General features: G+C 65.7%; 16 protein-coding genes. 6 read left to right on the top strand and 10 right to left on the bottom strand.

Annotation, left to right across the window (positions count from 1 at the left end; all coding sequences use genetic code 11):
* Together AC0WRY_RS18665 and AC0WRY_RS18660 are read right to left on the bottom strand one after the other, a co-directional pair.
* Entirely contained in the window at nt 1-1,935 is a 1,935-nt protein-coding gene (locus AC0WRY_RS18665) for a glycosyltransferase (protein ID WP_491120322.1), read from the bottom strand.
* 8 nt (nt 1,936-1,943) lie between these two features.
* Nucleotides 1,944-2,105: a hypothetical protein gene (locus AC0WRY_RS18660; RefSeq protein WP_194402275.1), complete on the bottom strand. Its 162-nt coding sequence runs from the start codon at nt 2,103-2,105 to the stop codon at nt 1,944-1,946.
* Between the two features lie 125 nt (nt 2,106-2,230).
* On the opposite strand from AC0WRY_RS18660, the gene AC0WRY_RS18655 reads away from it, so the two are divergent.
* Together AC0WRY_RS18655 and AC0WRY_RS18650 are read left to right on the top strand one after the other, a co-directional pair.
* Nucleotides 2,231-3,130 carry a DUF6502 family protein gene (locus AC0WRY_RS18655; protein ID WP_194402274.1) on the top strand — a complete coding sequence of 300 codons (900 nt, stop codon included), beginning with the start codon at nt 2,231-2,233 and terminating at the stop codon, nt 3,128-3,130.
* Nucleotides 3,127-4,305 (top strand): DUF5666 domain-containing protein, encoded by a 1,179-nt coding sequence (locus tag AC0WRY_RS18650; RefSeq protein WP_491120318.1) that lies wholly within the window; start codon nt 3,127-3,129, stop codon nt 4,303-4,305. The genes AC0WRY_RS18655 and AC0WRY_RS18650 overlap by 4 nt, the downstream gene beginning before the upstream one ends.
* A 33-nt stretch (nt 4,306-4,338) precedes the next feature.
* Here the strand turns inward: AC0WRY_RS18650 and AC0WRY_RS18645 are convergent, their stop codons facing one another.
* The gene (locus AC0WRY_RS18645; RefSeq protein ID WP_491120316.1) at nt 4,339-5,691 is read right to left on the bottom strand and encodes a M23 family metallopeptidase; all 1,353 of its coding nucleotides are present in this window, start codon (nt 5,689-5,691) and stop codon (nt 4,339-4,341) included.
* A gap of 111 nt (nt 5,692-5,802) precedes the next feature.
* Complete coding sequence (locus AC0WRY_RS18640) at nt 5,803-6,492, bottom strand: peroxiredoxin (protein WP_491120314.1); 690 nt, start codon at nt 6,490-6,492, stop codon at nt 5,803-5,805.
* A 195-nt stretch (nt 6,493-6,687) separates the two neighbouring features.
* On the opposite strand from AC0WRY_RS18640, the gene AC0WRY_RS18635 reads away from it, so the two are divergent.
* Entirely contained in the window at nt 6,688-10,503 is a 3,816-nt protein-coding gene (locus tag AC0WRY_RS18635; RefSeq protein WP_194402270.1) for a YhdP family protein, read from the top strand.
* 134 nt (nt 10,504-10,637) lie between these two features.
* Here the strand turns inward: AC0WRY_RS18635 and AC0WRY_RS18630 are convergent, their stop codons facing one another.
* From AC0WRY_RS18630 to tyrS, 4 genes are all read right to left on the bottom strand, one after another.
* Nucleotides 10,638-12,332, bottom strand: a complete 1,695-nt coding sequence (locus AC0WRY_RS18630; RefSeq protein ID WP_491120311.1) for a methyl-accepting chemotaxis protein — start codon at nt 12,330-12,332, stop codon at nt 10,638-10,640.
* 388 nt (nt 12,333-12,720) lie between these two features.
* Nucleotides 12,721-13,125: a DoxX family protein gene (locus tag AC0WRY_RS18625; protein ID WP_194402268.1), complete on the bottom strand. Its 405-nt coding sequence runs from the start codon at nt 13,123-13,125 to the stop codon at nt 12,721-12,723.
* A 217-nt stretch (nt 13,126-13,342) separates the two neighbouring features.
* Nucleotides 13,343-14,605, bottom strand: a complete 1,263-nt coding sequence (locus tag AC0WRY_RS18620; RefSeq protein ID WP_194402267.1) for an MFS transporter — start codon at nt 14,603-14,605, stop codon at nt 13,343-13,345.
* A 57-nt stretch (nt 14,606-14,662) separates the two neighbouring features.
* On the bottom strand, nt 14,663-15,916 hold the full coding sequence (tyrS, locus tag AC0WRY_RS18615) for a tyrosine--tRNA ligase (RefSeq protein ID WP_211417203.1): 1,254 nt from the start codon (nt 15,914-15,916) through the stop codon (nt 14,663-14,665).
* Between the two features lie 163 nt (nt 15,917-16,079).
* Here tyrS and AC0WRY_RS18610 point away from each other — a divergent pair, with 163 nt between their 5' ends.
* From AC0WRY_RS18610 to AC0WRY_RS18600, 3 genes are all read left to right on the top strand, one after another.
* The gene (locus AC0WRY_RS18610) at nt 16,080-17,183 is read left to right on the top strand and encodes an anhydro-N-acetylmuramic acid kinase (RefSeq protein ID WP_491120308.1); all 1,104 of its coding nucleotides are present in this window, start codon (nt 16,080-16,082) and stop codon (nt 17,181-17,183) included.
* A 93-nt stretch (nt 17,184-17,276) separates the two neighbouring features.
* Complete coding sequence (locus tag AC0WRY_RS18605; RefSeq protein ID WP_491120306.1) at nt 17,277-17,954, top strand: glutathione S-transferase family protein; 678 nt, start codon at nt 17,277-17,279, stop codon at nt 17,952-17,954.
* Between the two features lie 11 nt (nt 17,955-17,965).
* Nucleotides 17,966-18,289: a DMT family transporter gene (locus AC0WRY_RS18600; RefSeq protein ID WP_491120304.1), complete on the top strand. Its 324-nt coding sequence runs from the start codon at nt 17,966-17,968 to the stop codon at nt 18,287-18,289.
* On the opposite strand, the gene AC0WRY_RS18595 is transcribed toward AC0WRY_RS18600, so the two are convergent.
* Both AC0WRY_RS18595 and AC0WRY_RS18590 read right to left on the bottom strand, forming a co-directional pair.
* On the bottom strand, nt 18,286-18,933 hold the full coding sequence (locus tag AC0WRY_RS18595) for an alpha/beta hydrolase (protein ID WP_014495555.1): 648 nt from the start codon (nt 18,931-18,933) through the stop codon (nt 18,286-18,288). The two genes, AC0WRY_RS18600 and AC0WRY_RS18595, sit on opposite strands and share 4 nt — an antisense overlap.
* 335 nt (nt 18,934-19,268) lie before the next feature.
* Nucleotides 19,269-20,261, bottom strand: coding sequence for a LytTR family DNA-binding domain-containing protein (locus AC0WRY_RS18590; RefSeq protein ID WP_491120300.1), 993 nt, complete (start codon nt 20,259-20,261; stop codon nt 19,269-19,271).
* Between the last annotated feature and the right edge of the window lie 12 nt (nt 20,262-20,273).

Raw genomic sequence — 20,273 nt, 5'->3', positions numbered from 1 at the left:
TCAGATCCAGAATGCGGCTTTGCGCAGGTGGATCAGCGTCAGCATGCTCGCAAAGACCAGCAGTGCCAACGCGACCAGAACATAGGCGATGCTGACGGGATCAACGTGGCCGCCCACGAGCGGCTCGCGCCACACCGCGAACAGATGGGTCAGCGGATTGAGCCGCATCACCGTCGAGCGATGGTTGATCATGTCCGACGACCAGATCACGGGTGAGGCAAGAAATGCCAGCATCAGCGTCGATTCGACGATCGGCTTGAGATCGCGATAGCGCGTTGCCATCGCGCCGAGAACGAGGCTCAAGGCGAAGGTGCAGACCACGAACAGCAGCAGGCCGGGGAGCGCCGCCGGCGCGTGGGAGAGGTCGTGGCGCGACAGGATGAGCCACAGCAGCAGCGGCACGCAGGCGTTATGAAGCGCGAACAGTCCCTGGCGGAACGTGCATTGCAGGAGGAAGATGACCGGTGGCAGCGCGCGGTCGCGGATCAGGCTCGCGGAGTTCTGCAGCGCCGTGGTCGCATCGAGCACCACGCTGTTGAGAAAGGTCCAGGCCGTCATCGAGAGCGCGAGCATGGGTAGACGCGACAGCACGTCGGCGTTCGACATCTGCCCGATCACCGAACCGAGCACCGCGACCACGATCGCCATCTGGAGCGACATCCAGAACGGGCCGAGCAGCGAACGCACGTAGCGATGGCGCATGTCCGACCAGGCCAGCGTCGCCGCGATCCGGATGCTGTCGAGCCAACCGGTGGCCGGCTCGGCGCTCGCCGAACGCTGCTGGCATGGCGCGGCAATTGCGTCGCGGTAGATTGTTTCCATGCCCTGCTTGAAAGCCGAGGCCGAGTATCGGGTGAGGGCGCGGTTGCGCGCCGCAAGTCCCATGCGCCGGCGGCGTTCGGGGTCGCGGATCAGCGTGTCGATGGCTTCGCCAAGCTTTTCGGCGTCGCCGGGCGGCACGGTGATCGCCTCCATGCCGTGGCGGGCGACCCGCGGCACTGCGGTGTCGAGCGCCGTGTTCACGACCGGGCGTCCTGCGGCCATGGCCTCCAGCTGGACAAGGCCGAATGTCTCGGCGGTGGTGACGGAGGGCATCACGAAGACGTCGGCGAGGCACATCAGCTTGATGCGCTCGCAATCTTTGACCGAGCCGAGCAGGCGGACGCGCTCTGAGAGCCCAAGCTCCTCGATCAGCTGCACCAGCCGCGGTCGCTCGGTGCCTTCGCCAACGATCCAGACTTCGAAATTGTATGCGGCCGCGGCGCGGATCAGCACGTCGAAGCCCTTGTAAGGCACGAGCCGGCCGCACGCGAGCACCAGCCGGCCGCGATCATTGACGTGATGCGGCTCGATCTTCGGCCAGTCGTAACCCGAGATGTCGATGCCAAATGGCACGACGTGGCATTTGTCCTCGTATTCGCGGAGCAGCGGCGTGTTGTCGACCAGCACGTGGTCGGAGACGATGATCGCCTTGGCGCGCCGCAAGGTCCGCCGCATCAGGGGTTCGATGAACCAGCGCAGGCCGGCATGGGTGACGATGTCGGCGTGCCAGTGCACCACGAGCGGCCGCTTCCGGCCGAAACCGAACGCGAAAACCAGATCGGCGAGCGGGAAGGGTGCGTGGAGCGCGAGCAAATCGTGCTCGGCGATCTTCCGCCAGAGACGCCAGGGATAGGTCGGGGCGGCGGGCAGCGACAACAGATTGCCGAACGAGCGAACGCGCTCGACCGGCACGTCGTCGACGACGATCTGGCGTTTTTCGGGCGCTTGCGAGCAGACCAGCACGGCGGAGGCGAAGGCGTCCTTCAGGTTCGCGCAGATGTCGCGGATCACCGTGAGCGTGCCGCCGAACAGGTCGGGATAATAGATCTTGAAGATGTGCAGCACCGACGGGCGGCGCGGAGTGTCGTGCAAGGTTCCTTGAGTGTGATGCATGATGGCGGTCAGCCTGCCAGAATGGCTGCGACGAACGGTGCGGCCAGCACCGAGATGAAGATCACGCCGCGCAGCAGCCCCGGCAGCATCGGGTCGATCGTGCCGCGCTCCCGGCCGGAAGCCGGCACGGAACGCGGTGAACTGGAAATGCGGACCAAGCGGTCAGCCATGGGTGTTGTCCCTTTACGTCGCGCCCCTCAGTGGCGTCTCGTATATGTGGGAAACTTTACCACGTCAATCGCCGAGGCGAAAAATGTGGGATTGTGTCCCACATGAGGCGTGATACAATTCAGAAATGAACGCCAAGCCCGGGTCCAAAGCAGCGGCTCCGCAGCCGAATGCCGCCGCGAAGCTGCACGCGCCATTGGCGCGGCTGCTGCGCCCGCTCGTGCGGCTCTGCATCCGTAGCGGGATGACTTTTCCGGCGCTGGCGCAATTGCTTCGCGAGCTTTTCGTCAACGTCGCCGAGCACGATTTCGCGCTGGAGGGCAAGGAGCAGACCGACAGCCGCGTCAGCCTGCTCACCGGCATCCATCGCAAGGAGGTGGCGCGGCTGCGCGGCGCGGGTGCGCCCGTGCACGAGGCGCCGGCGGCGGTGTCGCTGACCAGCGCGGTGATCGCGCGCTGGCTGGCCGCGCCCGAATTCACCGATGCCAAGGGCGAGCCGCTGCCGTTGCCGCGCACGGCAGAGGCGGATGCGCCGTCGTTCGAGCAGCTGGTTGCGTCCGTCACCAAGGACGTGCGCCCGCGCGCTGTGCTCGACGAATGGATCGACCGAAAGCTCGTCATCATCAACGCGGAGGACGAGATCGAGCTGGTCGAGGCGGCCTTTGTTCCGAGCGGCGAGGACGACAGCAAGTGGCACTATCTCGGTCGCAATCTGCACGACCACATCGCGGCCGCCGCGCAGAACGTCTCCGATGGGCCGCGCTTCCTCGAACGCGCGGTGCACTACAACAACATCTCGCCGAAGCTGGCGCGAAAGCTCGAGGCGCGCTCGCGCGAGCTCGCCATGGACGCGCTGAAGACCGCCAACCGCGAGGCCAACCGCGCGCTCGCCAAGGACAAGGGCGGTGACGCCCGCTGGAATTTCGGCATCTACATTTACAGTGAGGACGCCGACGAGCAGAGCGGGGCCAAGGAAAACAGTAAGGAAAATAGTAAGGAAAGCGGCAAGGAAGGCGGTTATGCATGAGCCGGCCGCCGCTGATCTCCCGCCGTCTGCTGCTGACAGGATTTTGGCTCGCCGGCACCGCGATGGCCCATGCGCAGGTCAAGCGCGGCACCGATCAGGGCATCGGCGGCACCGGGATCACCCGCGGGGATGACCACGGCATCGGCGGTACCGGCATCGTGGGCGTCATCCAGCGCTTCGGCAGCATCTACGTCAACGGCGAGCGGATCACTTATGCCAGCGATGTGCCGGTCCGGATCGACGGCGAGGCGGCAAGCGCCAAAGCGCTCCGCATCGGCCAGCTTGCGCGCGTGGTCGCGGTCCGCCAGGCCGACGGCACGCTCGTCACGCGCAACATCACGATCGCGAGCGAGGTTGCAGGTCCGGTCGAGCGGGTGAAGGGCAACGAGCTGACGGTGCTCGGCCAGAAAATCGTCGCGGGCGACAAGGAGGGCAAGCTCCGCCCGGGCACGCAAGTGGCCGTCTATGGTCTGCGCCGGACCGACGGCGTGGTCGTCGCAAGCCTGGTCGAGCCGCGGCGTGCGGCGACCGAGCGCGTGACCGGCCTGGTCGAGCGCGGACCCGACGGCCTGCGAATTGGCGGGTTGAAACTGAACGGTGTCGATCCGCTGCTGGTCGGCCAGCGCGTCCAGGTCGAAGGCAGCGCGAGCCAGGGCGCGATGCAGGCGACGCGCACGCGGATCGACGATTTCTCAGATCTCGTCGGCGCAAGCCGTCTGTCGGTCGAGGCCTATGTGCAGCGCGCCGGCGCGAACCTCCAGCTCGGCTCCGGCCTCGTGGCCCGCGACGGCTCGCGTTTCGGGCCGGCAGCCGGTGAAGCGCGCATGGTGGTCAATGGTGCATTCGACCGTTCCCGCGGCTTCCAGGTGGATTCGGCGCAGGCCATCGGTCAGGGACCCGGGGCAGCTGCACCCGGCGGCAGCAATCCGAACCGGTCGCCCGGTGGCTCGATCATGCACCCGGATCGCAGCACGCCCCATCCGGGCGGCAGTCGGCCCGGCGCACCGGGGGCATCTCCACCTGGATCGAGCCCCGGCTCCGCACCGAGCGGACCAAGCGGCCCGTCAGGCCCGGGCGGCATGGGCTCGCCCGGCGGGCCGATGGGTCCCGGGGGTGGAATGGGTGGCGGCGGATTCGGCGGTCCCGGAGGAGGGATGGGCGGCGGCCGGCGGTAGAGCAGCTGCGCGGCCGAAACGGAGGAGCTGGGCCTAGCTCGCGCTGAGGCGCACGCCAGCACGCAGGAATTTCTGCGGATCGACCGCTTCACCCTCGATGCGGGTCTCGTAATGCAGATGCGGACCGGTGGAGCGACCGGTCGAGCCGACCAGGCCGACGACCTGGCCGATCTTCACGGTCTCGCCGACCTTGACGTTGATCTCGGAGAGATGGCCGTAGCGGGTCGAAAGCCCGTTGCCGTGATCGACCTCGACCATGCGGCCGTAACCGCCGGACCAGCCGGCGGAAACCACCTTGCCATTGGCGGTGACGCGAACCGGATCGCCGGTGGCGCCGCGGAAGTCGAGCCCGGTATGCATCGCGGGCCGGCCGAGGAAGGGATCGCTGCGGACGCCGAAGCCGGACGTGAACTCGACCTCGCCGATGACGGGCTTGCGGTAGGGCACCAGCGCCAGCGTGCGATTGAGGCGGTCCATCTCGGCGCGCGTGGTGTTGATGCGAGAGAGCTGCTTCTCGAACGGCCCGGCATTGGCGGTCAGCTTGACGGGCACGAAAGGCCCGCCCATCGCGGTGCGCGGCACGGCGGCTTCGAGACTGGCGAGATTCAAGCCGAGATCACTGACCACGCCGCGCATCCGGCGCATGCGTGAATCCATGCCTTCCTCGACGGCGCTGAGCGCCGCCATCTGGCGACGCTCGACCTGGTCGAGCGAGGTCGTGAGCCGGACCAGTACGTTGTCGAAACCATGGTTCTTGGCGAATTGGTGGGTCGGAGGTGCCGCCACAGTCGGCGCGCGCGATTCGAGCCGTGCCTCACGGTCCGGCGGCGCCACGAAGATCACGGTGTCGCTGATCGGCGAGGGCTTCGGAGTGCTCTGGCTCGCCTCGCCGCGCTGCGGGGCTGCGCGGGGAATCGAACCTGTTACGTCGGGCATGGCCCCGAGTGCCGTGGCCCGGGACTCCAGCGCCGTCTGGCGCTTCATGATCTGGTCGAGCTTCTGGTCGAACTGCTCCTGGTCGAGCAACTGCCGGCTGGTGGTGCGGTCGACCTTGGCGCGCAGTTCGGCGATGCGGTCCTCATAGGCATATTGCATCTCGGCCTGGCGGGCGATCAGCCGGGTCAGGACGTCGTCACGGAAAGCGAAATAGGTGGCGGTCGCCGCCGACCAGAGACCGAGCAGCACCACCGTTCCGACCACGATCCAGAACATCACGGGCCCGAAGCGGACCTGCTTGCCGGCATGGACGATGGTGTAGGCGTCGTCAGTCGCGGGAAGGGGGATCGCTGCGGCTGCCGCGACGGCAGCACGGCGTTGGAAGGCCCGTCCGTGGTCGTGAGGATGATGTTGGGGGTACTGCGAATATTGGGCAGAACTTTTCGACATCGGCACTCCCGCGCCGGTCGGATGAGTCCGTACGGCCCTAATTGCCGCAGCAATCTGGGCTGGTCATGGTTAATTTTCCGGAAACAGGAACAGGCGAATTCCAGGGATTGGTTAAGGGCCTCTTGCCGCTTCGAGCACCGCGTCGGCATGCCCGTCGACCCGGACGTTGCGCCAGACCCTGGCGACTTTACCGTCGGCCCCGACCAGCACCGTAGTGCGAAGAATTCCAAGGAAGCTCTTGCCATACATGGACTTTTCGCCCCAGGCTCCATAGGCTTCCAGCATCTCGTGCTGCTCGTCCGAGATCAGGGGGACCTTGAGACTATGCTTGTCGCGGAACTTCTCCTGAGCCTTTAACGGATCGGCGGAGATCCCCAGCACGGCGGTGCCGGCGGCCGCGAAGGCGCCGGCGAGGCGGGTGAAGTCAATGGCTTCCCGGGTGCAGCCGGGCGTGTCGGCGCGGGGGTAGAAGAACAGGACGAGCTTTTGGCCGGCATAGTCCGCCAATGTGACCACGTCGCCGCCGTCGCGGGGCAGGCGGAAGGCGGGTGCCTTTTGGCCTTCGGCCAGGCCGGACTTCGCCGTCACGGGCGCCGATGCCGATTTGGAGGAATTTAACTGTTTCGATGCGGCCTTATGTGATCCTGCTTTTGCTAAAGTCCCGGCTGATTTGCTCGCCGGTGCCCGCTGCGTCTTCGCGGATTTTGCTTGAGTCGATGCCCGCGTTTTCAGGGTCTTCTTTTTAGCCGTCGGACTGCCGGAGGGCGCTTTGGACGATTTCTTTCGGGATTTCTTGGACATACGCCTTCCTTTCGACGCTTTCGGCGGGTCAACCGAAACGCTATTGCAGTCCTCGTCCGGCGTGCCGGAATCGTGCCCTCGGCTGGGCAAGTCTGACGACGCCGGAGTATGGTTACAAGGAATTCCACGCACCACCCCACTGCTCGTTGAACGCGCTCCCGGGGCGAAATGACGAACAGCAGGAATATTCGAGGTATGGCTGCAGTGCCGGCGCAGGGAGCTCCGCTTCCCGAGGGCGGCTGCGGTCCCGGCGGCGCTCAATCTCGTGACGGGCGCCTGTATCGAGAGGCAATGGCAAGGAATAAGTCGCCCCAGGATTACAATCGGGACTTCGATCGGCGCGGCGGTCAAGAGCAGCCGCAGGAATGGGACGACGCCGATTGGGATCCGGATCAGGAGGCGGCCGCGGGCCATCGCGCGCGCCGGCTGTTGTCGCGTTCCAACTCGGGCCTTCATCGCTTCGGTGACGGGTTTGGCGCGCTGCGCCGCTGGCTGGCCGCCGATCGCTGGCTGAAGCGCCTCGTCCTCGTCGTCGGGACCCTCGCCGTCATCTTCGTCGGCTGTTTCGCGGCGCTGTGGTGGCGGCTCGGTGCCGGTCCCATCAATCTCGACATCGCAACGCCGTGGCTGGCCGCCGCGATCGAGGACAATATCGGTCACGGCAACACGGTCGAGATCGGAGGCACCCAGATCGAGCGGGCCGGGCGGATCCGCATCGCCGTCCGTATCCGTGACATCGTCGTCCGCGATCGCGATCACGCCATCGTCGCCAGCGCGCCGAAGGCCGAGGTGAAGCTGTCGGGGGCGGGCCTCCTGATGGGGCATTTGCGCGCCGAAAGCCTCAATCTCGTCGACGCCGAGCTCGCGATCCGCATCGCGCCCGACGGCACGGTCACCGTGTCGGCCGGCGATACCGCAAAGCCCCTGGCAACCGGCGTCGCCTCGAAGAAGGATGCGGGCCTGCCGCCGACATTCCCGCGCAACGGGGTCCCGCCGCCGCCATTCGCCACGGCGCCCGCCGGCCAAGATCCTCAGGCCGGCTCACAGGCTGCCCCTCAGGCGACCGCACAGAGTGGCATTCTTCAGGGCCTCGACTGGCTCGACAGCCTGAGCATGACGGGTCTCGACGGCCAGAACCTCAACGAGATTGGTCTGAAGAACGGCAATCTGATCGTCGACGACCAGCAGCGCGGCAGCAAATGGTCGTTTGAGAATATCACGCTCAGCCTGCGCCGGCCGAGCCGTGGTGGCGTCACGCTCAGCCTCGGCGAGGAGGGCGCGCGCCCCTGGATGCTGCGGGCCACGATCGGTCCGGCCGAGAACGGCGTGCGCTCGATCGACATCAAGGCCGACAAGGTCTCGACCTCCAACATCCTCCTGGCGTTGCGGGTCAAGGATCTCACCTATACCGCCGATTTGCCGCTGACCGGCGAGCTCAAGGGCGAGCTCGGCCGCGACGGCGTGCCGACCTTCTTCCGCGGCAAGATCGCGGTCGGCGCAGGCAGTATCATCGACACGGACACGCCCGACTATCCGATGGCGATCGACCAGGCCGAGATCAATGTCGAGTGGGATGCGAATCGGCGGGTGCTGGTCGCGCCGTTCAAGGTCCTGTCGGGCGCGAACCGGCTGACGCTTCTGGCCCATCTCGAGCCGCCTAACGGCACCGTCAACGACTGGCAGCTTGGCTTCAGCGGCGGGTCGATCCTGCTCGGCGGCATCGACAACGAGCCGCCGCTCGTCTTCAACCGCATCGCGATCGGCTTCCGCTTCGACACCGACCACAAGCGCTTCCTGCTGACGCAGGCGGACATCAGCAATGGCGAGATCGGCGTGGCCGGCACGGGTGCGATCGACTATTCGGGCGAGCCGCGGCTGACGCTGGGCTTTGCGGGAACGCCGATGTCGGCCTCCGCGCTGAAGCGGATGTGGCCGACGCTCGTCGTTCCCGAGTTGCGCGAATGGGTGATCGAGCGGATCGAGCGCGGCACGCTCCAGCGCATCGAGATCGGCATCAATTCGCCCACGAAGAACCTGCCGCGCAAGGGTCCGCCCATTCCCGACGACGGCCTGTCGGTCAACATCGTCGCAAGCGGCGTCGCGGTCCGTCCCGTGGACGGCATGCCCGTCGTGCACGATGCCGATCTGAAGGCGCGCGTGACCGGGCGCACCGCGACCGTGAATATCGGGCAGGGCATTGCCGATACGCCCGCCGGCCGCAAGGTCACGATTTCCGACTTCGTCTTCGAGGTGCCTGACATGGCGCCCAAGCCGTCGCCGTCGCGAACCAGGTTTCGGGTGGAGGGGCCGGTGCCGGCCGCAGCCGAAATGCTCGCCAACGATCGCCTGAGCGATCTGTCGTCGACCGTCATCGATCCCAACACCAGCAAGGGGACGTTCGCGGCCAATATCCAGCTCGGCCTGCCGGTCAAGGGCGAGCTGACGAAGGCCGACACGACCTACGCCGTCACTGCCGACCTCAACGGCTTCTCGGCCGACAAGCTGGTGATGAACCAGAAGCTGGAAGCCAACAACCTCAAGATCGTCGCCAACAACCAGGGCTATCAGGTCAAGGGCGACGTCAAGATCAACGGGCAGGCCGCCTCGCTCGACTATCGCAAGCCCAACGAAGGCGATGCGGATGTCAGGCTGCAGGCGACGCTGGACGATGCCAGCCGCGCGCGCCTCGGATTCGATCTGAGCCCCGCCGTCAGCGGATCGCTGCCGATCAAGCTGTCGGGCAAGATCGCCGGCGGCCCCGACCAGACGACGAAGCTCGGTGTCGAGGCCGACCTGACATCGGTCAAGCTCGACAATATCCTGCCGGGTTGGGTCAAGCTGCCGGGCAAATCAGGCAAGGCCAGCTTCAAGGTCGTGCCGACGGCACAATCGACGCGCTTCGAGGACATCGTCATCGAAGGCGGCGGCGCCTCGATCAAGGGCTCGCTCGAGGTCGACGCGAACGGCGACCTCATGAACGCGAACTTCCCGGTCTACTCACCGTCCGACGGCGACAAGGCTTCACTTAAGGTGGAGCGCAGCCAGGACGGCGTGGTCAAGGGCACGATGCGCGGCGACGTGTTCGACGGGCGCGGCTTCCTGAAGTCGGCGATCTCAGGCAATTCCAAGGACGACAAGAGCAAGATGAAGAACGTCGATTTCGACATCGACGTGAAGCTCGGTGCCGTCGCGGGTTTCAACGGCGAGGCGATGCGCAGCGTCGATGCCAAGATGTCGAAGCGCAACGGCGCCATCAAGGCATTCACGCTGAGCGGCAAGGTCGGCAAAGACACGCCGGTGGCGGCGGACTTGCGCGGCGGGCGCGCGCAGGGCAGCCGCGAGGTCATCTACCTCCAGACCAACGATGCCGGCGCGCTGCTGCGCTTCACCGACACCTACACCAAGGCGGTCGGCGGCCAGATGGTGGTGGCGATGGAGCCGCCGACATCGGAGCCGAACACCTCGCGCGAGGGTCTCATCAACGTCCGCGACTTCACTGTGAAGGGCGAGGCGCAGCTCGAGCGCGTTGCTGCCGGCGCTCCCAATGGCACCGGCAACGGCGTCTCCTTCAGCGCGCTGCGCGCCGAGTTCACGCGGCAGAACGGTGCGCTGACGATCCGCGACGGCGTCGTCAAGGGTCCCATGATCGGCGCCACCATCGAGGGCTCGATCGACTATCCCGGCAATCAGGTCTGCATGAGCGGGACCTTCGTGCCGATGTATGGCGTCAACAACATCTTCGGCCAGATCCCGCTGTTCGGCATCTTCCTCGGCGGCGGCAACAATGAAGGGCTGATCGGCGTGACCTACGAGGTGGTCGGTACGCCGGCGGCGCCCGTGATGCGCGTCAATCCGATCTCGGCGATGGCGCCCGGACTTTTCCGCAAGATCTTCGAATTCAACACCGGCAAGCAGAACTCGCCGTTCGAGGAATTCCCGTCGCAGTCGAACGACGGGTCGACCGGCACGACGCGTCAGCTCTCGAGCGGCTGCAGCCTGACGCGGCGGTAGTCGCGGGACGGACTGTCTCTGTCGTCATGCCGGGCTTGTCCCGGCCATCCACGCCTTGCCACGCGGCGCGGAGAACGTGAATGCCCAGGACAAGCCCGGGCATGACGACGATTGCATTATATCTTCTGCACCGCCTACGCCGCGCGCACGCCGGCCAGGAACGTTCCGACTTCGCCCGAAAGCTGTTCAGCCTGCTTGGAGAGGCTGCTGGCTGCGGCGAGCACCATGCCGGCGGCGTTGCCGGTCTCGTTCGCCGCGGTCGAGACGCCGCTAATATTGGTGGTGACTTCCTTGGTCGCCTCCGCGGTCTGCGAGACGCTGCGGGCGATCTCGGCGGTGGCGGCGCCTTGCTCCTCGATCGCGGCCCCGATCGAGGTGGCGATGCGGCTGACCTCCTCGATGGTGGCGGTGATGCCGCCGATGGCGTCCACGGCCTCCTTGGTCGCGCCCTGGATCTGGGCGATCTTGTCGCCGATCTCGCGGGTGGCTTCCGCGGTCTGGCTCGCGAGCGATTTCACCTCGGAGGCGACCACGGCAAAGCCACGGCCCGCTTCACCGGCGCGCGCGGCCTCGATGGTGGCGTTGAGCGCGAGCAGATTGGTCTGGGCGGCGATGCTGGAGATCAGCTCGGCGACGTGCTCGATCTGCTGGGCGCCGTCCGAGAGCGCGCGCACGATGGTGTCGGTGCGGCGCGCGCTGTCGACCGCGCGTCCGGTGACTTCCGCCGATTGGGCCACCTGGCGGCTGATCTCGGTGATGGAAGAGGAGAGCTCCTCGGCGGCCGCCGCGACGGTCTGGACGCGCTGACTGGCTTCGGTGGCGGCCGAGCCGACGACGGCGGCGCGGCGGTTGGTGCCTTCGGCGGTCGAGGACATCGACTTGGCGGTATGCTCGAGCTCGCCGGAGCCGGAGGCCATCAGGCCGACGAGCTGGCCGACCGAGGCATCGAAGCGGTCGGCAAGCGCGATCAGGGCGTCGCGCTTCTCCTGCTCGGTCCGCGTCTTGGTGGCGGCCTGTTCGGCTTCCAGCGAGCGCGCCGTCAAAGCGGTCTGCCTGAGCACTTCGAGGGTCTCGGCCATGCGGCCGATCTCGTCGCCGCGGTCGGTCTCCTCGACCGGCTTGTCGATGGCGCCTTCGGAAATCTCCTGCATGCGGTTCTTCTGGCGATCGAGCGCGCTGAGCACGTCGCGGGCGATCAGCCAGGACAGCGCCGCCATCAGCAGCATCAGGCCGATACCGATCGCAGCGAGCTCCAGCGTCAACGCGCGCACGTCGGCATCGATGTCGTCGACATAGAGGCCGTAGCTGATGGTCGCGTTCCAGGGCGCGAATTTGCGCGCAAAGACGGTCTTGCGGACGGGTTCGGTCTGACCGGGGCGGGGGTAGAGATAGGAGGTGACGCCGCCCTGTGCGGTCTGGTCACCCGCTTTGAGGATGGCGTCGGCGATCAGGACGCCGTTGGAGTCCTTGGCGCCGGTGATCTTGCCTTCGAGCTGCTGATTGGCGCCGTTCACCAGGATCGACGTGTCGGGGTTGTAGACGACGGGGTAGCCCTGGTTGCCGTTGAAATTCATGCGGCGGCCGCGCTGGTGGAACTGGGCCTTGGCATCGGCCAGTGTCAGCTTGCCGGCGGTGACTTCGTCCTGAAGCGATTGCGCGTAGTTGTAGAGCAGCTCGACGGCGGTCCGCATCTGCTGGACGCGGTCCTCCATCATGCGGCTCTTGCTGAGGACGGACGACACGCCGATAATGGCCGTGACTGTGAGAGCCGCAAGGCAGACCATGCTGGCAAGCTTGGTGCGGATCGTCAGATGACTCAGCAGCTTCATCACAGCCCCTAGGGAATGGTTGTTATTGCTCGCACCGGTAGCATGAAGTTCTTACCAATCATGAACATAGGCTATGGGCGCCCACCGTGCTGAAGACGCTCGGGAGACATATGCGCAAGCGTGCAGGCAAAAACGCATGCATCGACGCTCACCCGTATTCTTGCGGGAGTGTATCGTTGTCAGATTTTGCTGGTGATCGAGCCCGGCTGAAACTGCAGTGAACCGATTCGCTCACCGCATCATCATGTCCGTGCTGCTCGTCGCGGCCCTCGTTCTGATCTGGAACGTGCTGGGGTCGCGCTGAGACGGCGCCGGCGGATCTGCCGGAGCCGTCCGTTTGCGGGGTCGAAGACGGACGCGGTAGCGCCCGCGCGCGGACGCGGACGCGCTAGTCCTTGCCCATCGCGGCGTCGGCGCTGACCGAGCCGCCACCGGCTGCCGACAAATAGAGGCAGGCGAAGCAGAACAGGATCGCCGCGGTGCCGCCGTTGAGCAGCGGCAGGAACACCGGCGTCTCGCCCTTGAACATGTGGCCCATGAAGTAGGCGAAGGCCATTTCACCGGCGAGGATGAAGGCGGCGAGGCGGGTGAACAGGCCGAGCATCAGCAGCGCGCCGAGCACGAGCTCGAGCGCACCGGCCGTCCAGATCAGCGGCGGGATGTTGGCGAAGTAGGGGAGCACCGGAAACTTGAAGATCTTGGCGATGCCGTACTGAAACAGCAAGAGGCCGGTGATGAAGCGAAACAGGCTCAAGAGAACCGGTTGAAAGCGCGTGAGATAAGGAAAGTTCATTGGTTTGCCCTCCATCCAATGCTGCGACTTGGACCGTATTCAGTTCTGTCTCGCAAGCGGGTCCGCGTCAATTTGCGCTGACATTTTTGTCATGACGGACAAAACACCGCGCGCGCGGCGTTCAGCCGCGCGAGGTCCCGATTTTTGTGCGTATTCGCGCCGTGCCGATCCGTAATTGTCCGGTGACGTGCATGCGTGCAGGTTACCTCTGGGACACCTACCGTCGCAGGGCGGGCACAACCAGAAATGGGATCATGCCGAGCACAACGCTCGCAAGTGCGAAGGCAAGCAGCGCGTTGTAGCCGTGGGTCGCATCATGGATCAGGCCGCCGCTCCAGGAGCCGAACGCCGAGCCGAGGCCACTGCCGATCGAGATCGTGCCGTAGATGGTTCCCACGCGCTTGCCCTGGAAGATCCGCATCGCGGTGGCGCTGATCAGCGGGCCGCGCGAGCCCATCATGCTGCCGAAGCAGATGACGAAACCGGCGAGCAGGAGGATGTTCGGCGAATATTGCAGCAGCCATAGCAGCACGATGCCGAGGATCGAGATCGCGTAGCTGAGCAGCACCGACGGCCGCCGTCCGATCAGCCCGTCGAGCGCGGACACGCCGAGCATTCCGAACACCAGCACGACACCGGAAAAGCCCCAGGCCGTCGCGGCCTGCAGCGGTGGGAAGCCGGCATCGATCAGATAGGCCACGATCTGCGCGGCGATCGCGTACATGCCGACGGCGGTGAAGAAGAAGGTCGAGAACAGCGCCCAGAAAGCGTGGTGGCGCATTGCGCCGAGAAGCGTCCAGCCATTGTCGACGAAATCCGGATCGGTCTTCTTCACGACGTGCGGCGAGCCCGCGGCAAACAGCCGCCACGGCAGCAGCATCAGCGGCACCAGAAGGCCCAGGGCCGCGATGCCGAACAGCTGGTAGGTCCCGCGCCAACCGATGCGGTCGATCAGGAGCTGCGACGCCGGGAGCAGCGCCAGCACGCCGCCGCCCATTGCCGAATACACCACCGACATCGCGGTCGGCAGGCGAGGCCCGAACCAGCGGCCGAGCAGGATCGAGTTCGGCACGATGCCGATGAAGGCGACGCCGATGCCGACGCAGAGGCCGATCGTAAGCTGGAATTGCCAGAGATGTTGCGCGTGGGCCGCGGTCAGGAACGCCGCGCCGAGCAGCGCCAGTCCGAGGGCATAGACGATGCGCGGTCCGGAATGGTCGAACAGCCGTCCGACGAAGGGCGCGGTGAGACCGCTCGCAAGCCAGGTGAGGGAATAGACCGAGACGATCTGCGCACGGTCCCAGCCAAAACTTTCCGAAATCGGCTTCAGGAACACCGTAAAACTGTCGCCGAGCCCGCGGCCGAGCACGGCCAGCGTGAAGCAGAGCGCGAGCACGGTGAGCGCGATACGCACGGCAGCTTGCGGCGCCGCCGCGACGCCGTCCTTGCTCGTTTCCCTGCCGGGCGTGTTCTGATCCATTGCCGGTCAGGGAGCGCGCATCCGCGCACCCTGACAAGCAGCGAAAAGCTCATACGCCTATGCAGGCTTGATCAGGATGTGTTTCTTCTTGCCGAAGGACAGCTTGATCACGCCTTCCGGCGTCAGATTGGCTGCAGAAAGCGTCATCTTCTCGTCGGTGACGGGCTCGTCGTTGACACGCAGGCCGCCGCCCTTGATCTGCCGCCGCGCCTCGCCGTTGGAGGCAACGAGGCCTGCCTTGACGAAGGCGCTGAGCACGCCGAGGCCGGCGTCCAGTTCGCCGCGCGGAATTTCCACCGTAGGCAGGCTCTCGGCGAGCGCGCCTTCCTCGAAGGTGCGGCGCGCGGTCTCCGCCGCTTCGTTCGCGGCATCGCGGCCGTGCAGCAGTGCCGTTGCTTCGGTGGCGAGCACCTTCTTGGCCTCGTTGATCTCCGAGCCGCCGAGCGCTTCGAGCTTCCTGATCTCGGCGATCGGCAGCGTCGTGAACAGTTTCAGGAATTTGCCGACGTCGGCATCCTCGGTGTTGCGCCAGTATTGCCAGAAATCATAAGGCGAGAACGCGTCGGCGTTGAGCCACACCGCGCCTTGCGCGGTCTTGCCCATCTTGGCGCCCGACGCGGTGGTGAGCAGCGGCGTCGTCAGCGCGAACAACTGGTGCGTGCCCATGCGGCGGCCGAGATCGACGCCCATGATGATGTTGCCCCACTGGTCGGACCCGCCCATCTGCAGTTTGCAGCCGGTGCGCTTGGCGAGCTCGACGAAGTCGTAGGCCTGGCAGACCATGTAGTTGAACTCGATGAAGCTCATCTCCTGCTCGCGCTCGAGGCGTAGGCGCACGGAGTCCATCGTCAGCATGCGGTTGACAGAGAAATGCCGGCCGACGTCGCGCAGCATCTCGATCCAGTTCAGCTTGGTCAGCCATTCCGCATTGTCGAGCATGATGGCGTCGCTCTTGCCATCGCCATAGCGCAGCACCTTGGCGAACACGCCGCGGATCGAGGCCTTGTTGTCCTCGATCTCGGCGACCGTGCGCATCGCGCGCGTCTCGTCCTTGCCGGAGGGATCGCCCACCATGGTGGTGCCGCCGCCCATCAGCGTGATCGGCTTGTTGCCGGACTGCTGCAGCCAGTGCAGCATCATCATGGTCAGATAGTTGCCGATGTGCAGCGAGCGGGCGGTGCAATCGTAGCCGACATAGGCGGTCGCCTCGCCCTTGGCGGCGAGCGCGTCCAGCCCCTCGAAATCGGAGCACTGGTGGATGAAGCCACGTTCCTGCAGGGTATTGAGGAAATCCGATTTAAATGCAGTCATCTGTCGGCATGCCCAACAATTCTTGGTTTACTGTTTTGGGGGCAATTTAAGGGTCTTGCGTTGGAACCCGACGGCCACCCGCCACTTGGCGCTGTGGCATTATAAGATGTGTCCCTCTGGCACAAGATCGGCATGCCGGAGAGGGTCTCGAGGACGCTGATCCATGATGTTGACGGCACTCGGTTTGATGAGCGGCACCTCGCTGGACGGGGTGGATGTCGCGCTGATCGAAACCGATGGAAAACAGGTGAAGGCATTCGGGCCGTCCGGCTACCGGGCCTATAGCCCGGCGGAGCGCAATCTTCTGCGGCAGGCGCTCGCCGAGGCCGTGCACCTGCGGCAACGAGACGCCCGGCCGGGCATCCTGGCCGAGGCCGAGCGCGCGGTGACCCAGGCTCACGCCGAGGCGGTTGCCGCCTTCGTCGCCCAGAACCGGATGAAGCCCGAGGATATCGACATCGTCGGCTTCCACGGCCAGACCGTGCTGCACCGCCCCGAGCGGCGGCTGACGGTGCAGATCGGCGACGCGCCGGCACTGGCCAGGGCGATCCATATCCCCGTGATGCACGATTTCCGCGCCGCCGATGTCGAGGCCGGCGGGCAGGGCGCGCCGTTCGTACCCGTCTACCACCGGGCGCTCGCCAACTCGCTGAACCGCGAGGGGCCGATCGTCGTGGTCAATATCGGCGGCGTCTCCAACATCACCTATATCGACGGCAACGATACGCTGATCGCCTGCGATACCGGCCCCGGCAACGCGCTGCTGGACGATTTCATGTACCGCACCATGAACCAGGCGTTCGATGCGGAAGGAAAGTTCGCAGCTCTCGGCAAGGCCGACGAGGCCTGGATCGCCCGCGCGCTGGAGCTGCCATTCTTTGCGTTGCCGCCGCCGAAATCGCTGGACCGCAACGACTTCGCTGCGCTCCGGCTCGGCGACGTCGCGCCGGCCGACGGCGCCGCGACGCTGACCGCCTTCACCGCAGCGGCGATCACCCGAATCATTCCGCTGCTGCCACGGCGGCCGCGGAGCTGGATCGTCTGCGGCGGCGGCGCCCGCAACCTCACCATGCTCAGGGTGCTGCGGGATCGGGTGGGTTCGGCCACCGTCGAGGCCGCCGAGACGCTCGGCTGGGCCTCCGACGCCATCGAGGCCCAGGCCTTCGGCTTCCTCGCCGCGCGCGGCCTGAAGGGCTTGCCGCTGTCCTATCCCGCGACCACGGGCGTGCCGATGCCGATGACCGGCGGGGTGATCGCGCGGCCCTGAGGCGACGGATTAATGCATCCGCATGGATCTTGACGGATACATGCAAATGCATCTACATTGAATGCAGTTGCATCGAACCGCCGGGATCGCGCCATGCCTGCTTCATTAAAACTCATCAGCCACAAGCTTTGCCCCTACGTGCAGCGCGCCGTGATCGCGTTGAAGGAGAAGGGCGTTCCGTTCGAGCGGGTCGATATCGATCTCGCCAACAAGCCCGAATGGTTCTTGAAGCTGTCGCCGCTCGGCAAGGTGCCGGTGCTGGTGGTGACGACTGACAAAGGCGAGGTCGCGCTGTTCGAGAGCAATGTGATCTGCGAGTACATCGAGGAGACGCAAGGCGGCGCCAGGCTGCATCCGGCCGATCCTCTGAAACGCGCCGAGCACCGCGCCTGGATGGAGTTCGGTTCGGCGATCCTCGGCGATCTCTGGGGGCTGGAGACGACGGCCGATCCTGCGACGTTCGAAAGCAAGCGGCAGGCGCTCGTCGCAAAATTCGCGCGTGTCGAGGCGACACTTGGTGCGGGTCCCTTCTTCTCCGGTGCGCAATTCAGCCTGGTCGACGCCGTGTTCGCGCCGATCTTTCGTTATTTCGACCTGTTCGACGAATTGACTGAGCACGGCATCTTCCGCGATGTGCCGAAGGTCCGCGCCTGGCGCGCTGAGCTTGCGAAACGTCCGAGCGTGCGCACGGCTGTCGGCGCCGACTATCTGCAATTGCTGCGCGCCTTCCTCGTTCGGCACGACGCGCATCTGCTCAAGCTCGCGGCCTGAGCGCAACGCCGATGTCGCAATCCATGGCCTGGCTGATGCTGGTGGTCGCCGGCGCGCTCGATGTCGGCTGGGCGATCTCGATGAAATATGCCGAAGGCTACACGCGCTTGGGCTGGAGCATCGTTTCGGTCGTGCTGCTCGCCGCCTTCGTCGTCCTGCTCGGACGCGCCTTGAAGGTGCTCGAAGTCGGCGTCGCCTATTCGGTGTGGACCGGCCTAGGCGCTGCCGGCACGTTCTTGATGGGCGTCGTGCTGTTCGGCGAGACCCTGAGCGCGATGAAGCTTGCGGGCATCGCGCTCGTCTTGACGGGGATCGTGGCGTTGAAGTTGGCTTAGCGAACGTTTGCCAGGCGCATATCCAGATACGCCGTGATGGTCTCCATCAGCGGCTCGAGCTTGGCGTCGAAGAAATGGTTGGCGCCGGGGATGACCTGCTGGTCGATCACGATGCCCTTCTGCGTCTTCAGCTTCTCGACCAGCGTGTTGACGTCCTTGGGCGGCACCACCGCGTCCTTCTCGCCGTGCACGATCAGGCCCGAGGACGGGCAGGGCGCGAGGAACGAGAAGTCGTAGAGGTTGGCGGGCGGCGCGATCGAGATGAAGCCTTCGACCTCAGGGCGGCGCATCAGGAGCTGCATCCCGATCCAGGCGCCGAACGAGAAGCCGGCGACCCAGCAGGCGCGCGCTTCGGGATTGATGGTCTGCGCCCAGTCGAGAGCTGCGGCGGCATCGGACAATTCGCCGGTGCCGTGGTCGAACGAGCCCTGGCTGCGGCCGACGCCGCGGAAGTTGAAGCGCAGCACCGAGAAGCCGCGATGCGCGAAGGCGTAGTAGCACTGGTACACGATCTGATGGTTCATCGTGCCGTGAAACTGCGGATGCGGATGCAGGATCATCGCGATCGGCGCGTTCTTCTGCTTTGCCGGATGATAGCGACCCTCGAGGCGGCCGGCAGGGCCGGTGAAAATGACTTCAGGCATGGATGTCTCTGATTGAGTCCCTTGGAGGTGATCCCTGCGCAATCGTCCGATTGTGGCTCTTCCGGCGTTGCCGCCGACGGGAGCACGGATGAAAGGTGGAGAGGCGCGCCCTCGGATGATGCGCGAGTGGCGCGCAGGTGAACTGATGCGCGCTTCTAACACGAGGCAAGGGTCAAAAAGCAAGCTTCTTCGACATCTCTCAATCGACTCAAGAGCTTAGCCCGTCATGGCAGCGTCATCGCCGGCCGGCCGCCGGTGATGTGTCGCCGCATGGATCAACCGGGCTACGACGGTGGCGGACCGCGGTGCCGGAGGTGCCACTCAACCGATTGGAATCACGGCTGTTTATGGATCGTCGGTTGATCGGTAGCGGCGATTCCGGCCGGGGCGGTCCGGCTGCCGAGGGAGACGACTGCCGGCCGGTAACGCCGGCTGCCTCCAAGTGTCTGCCCGTTGTCGAAGACGAGCTCGAAATCGCCGGAGGCCTTGAGGTCCACGCCGCTCAGCCGGTCGAGATTGGCAAGCTTGGTGCGATGAACGCGAACAATGGAAAAGCGCGCCAGCTCGCTTTCAGCCGCGGCTAACGTGCCCCGGATCAGGTGCTGCGTGCCGTCGGCGAGGCTGTATTCGATGTAATTGCCGGCGGAAGCGACCCAGAGGATGTCGTGCGGCACCACGCGAATGCGGCTCGTCCCGTCGCGCAGCCAGATGAGATTCGGGGACGACGGCTGCTGCGGGGCGGGGGCCGCCGACGGAGCGAGGGCGGCGCTCTTCAGTTCGCGCCGGGTTTCGAGCAGCCAGATCGTGCCGGCGATCAGGACGACGGCCACGGCGTCCTTGCGGAATTCGTAAAGGACCGTCGCAAGCGAGAAGCGGAAATCGTAGGTGCCTCCCGCGAGCCAGAGCGCGAGCTTCCGCAGCCAGACCATGCCGGTGATGTGGAGCGCTGAGAAGCCGAGCAGGGCGATCGCCCCGATTCCGGCCCGCGTGGCGAGGCCGGCGCTCCGGCGCATGCGGCGAACCGCCAGCACCAGGAGCGGCAGCAGCAGCAGGATGATTGCGATGCTCGACATCTCCCAAAACAGCCGCCGGCCGATGTCGTAGCTGTCGCCGCGCCAGGCAGCGTCCTGAGCGCCCGAAAACGCATTGACGATTCCGGTCGCGAGCGCGACGGCTGCGATCGCAGCGAACATCGTCCGGTCGCTGCCGCTGATCCCAAACGGCCCGCCGCTCGTCCCAGCCACCGGCGGCTCATCCCCTCGCGTCCGATTCTGATCCCAAACCGGCTCGACGCGCTCCGTCAGTGGGGCATTTTCGGTGTCAGCCATTTTCAGTGTCAA

This window comes from Bradyrhizobium sp. T-12 (genome assembly GCF_058314695.1).
The sequence above is the reverse complement of the archived record's forward strand: the minus strand, read 5'-3'. Positions and strand labels throughout refer to the sequence as shown.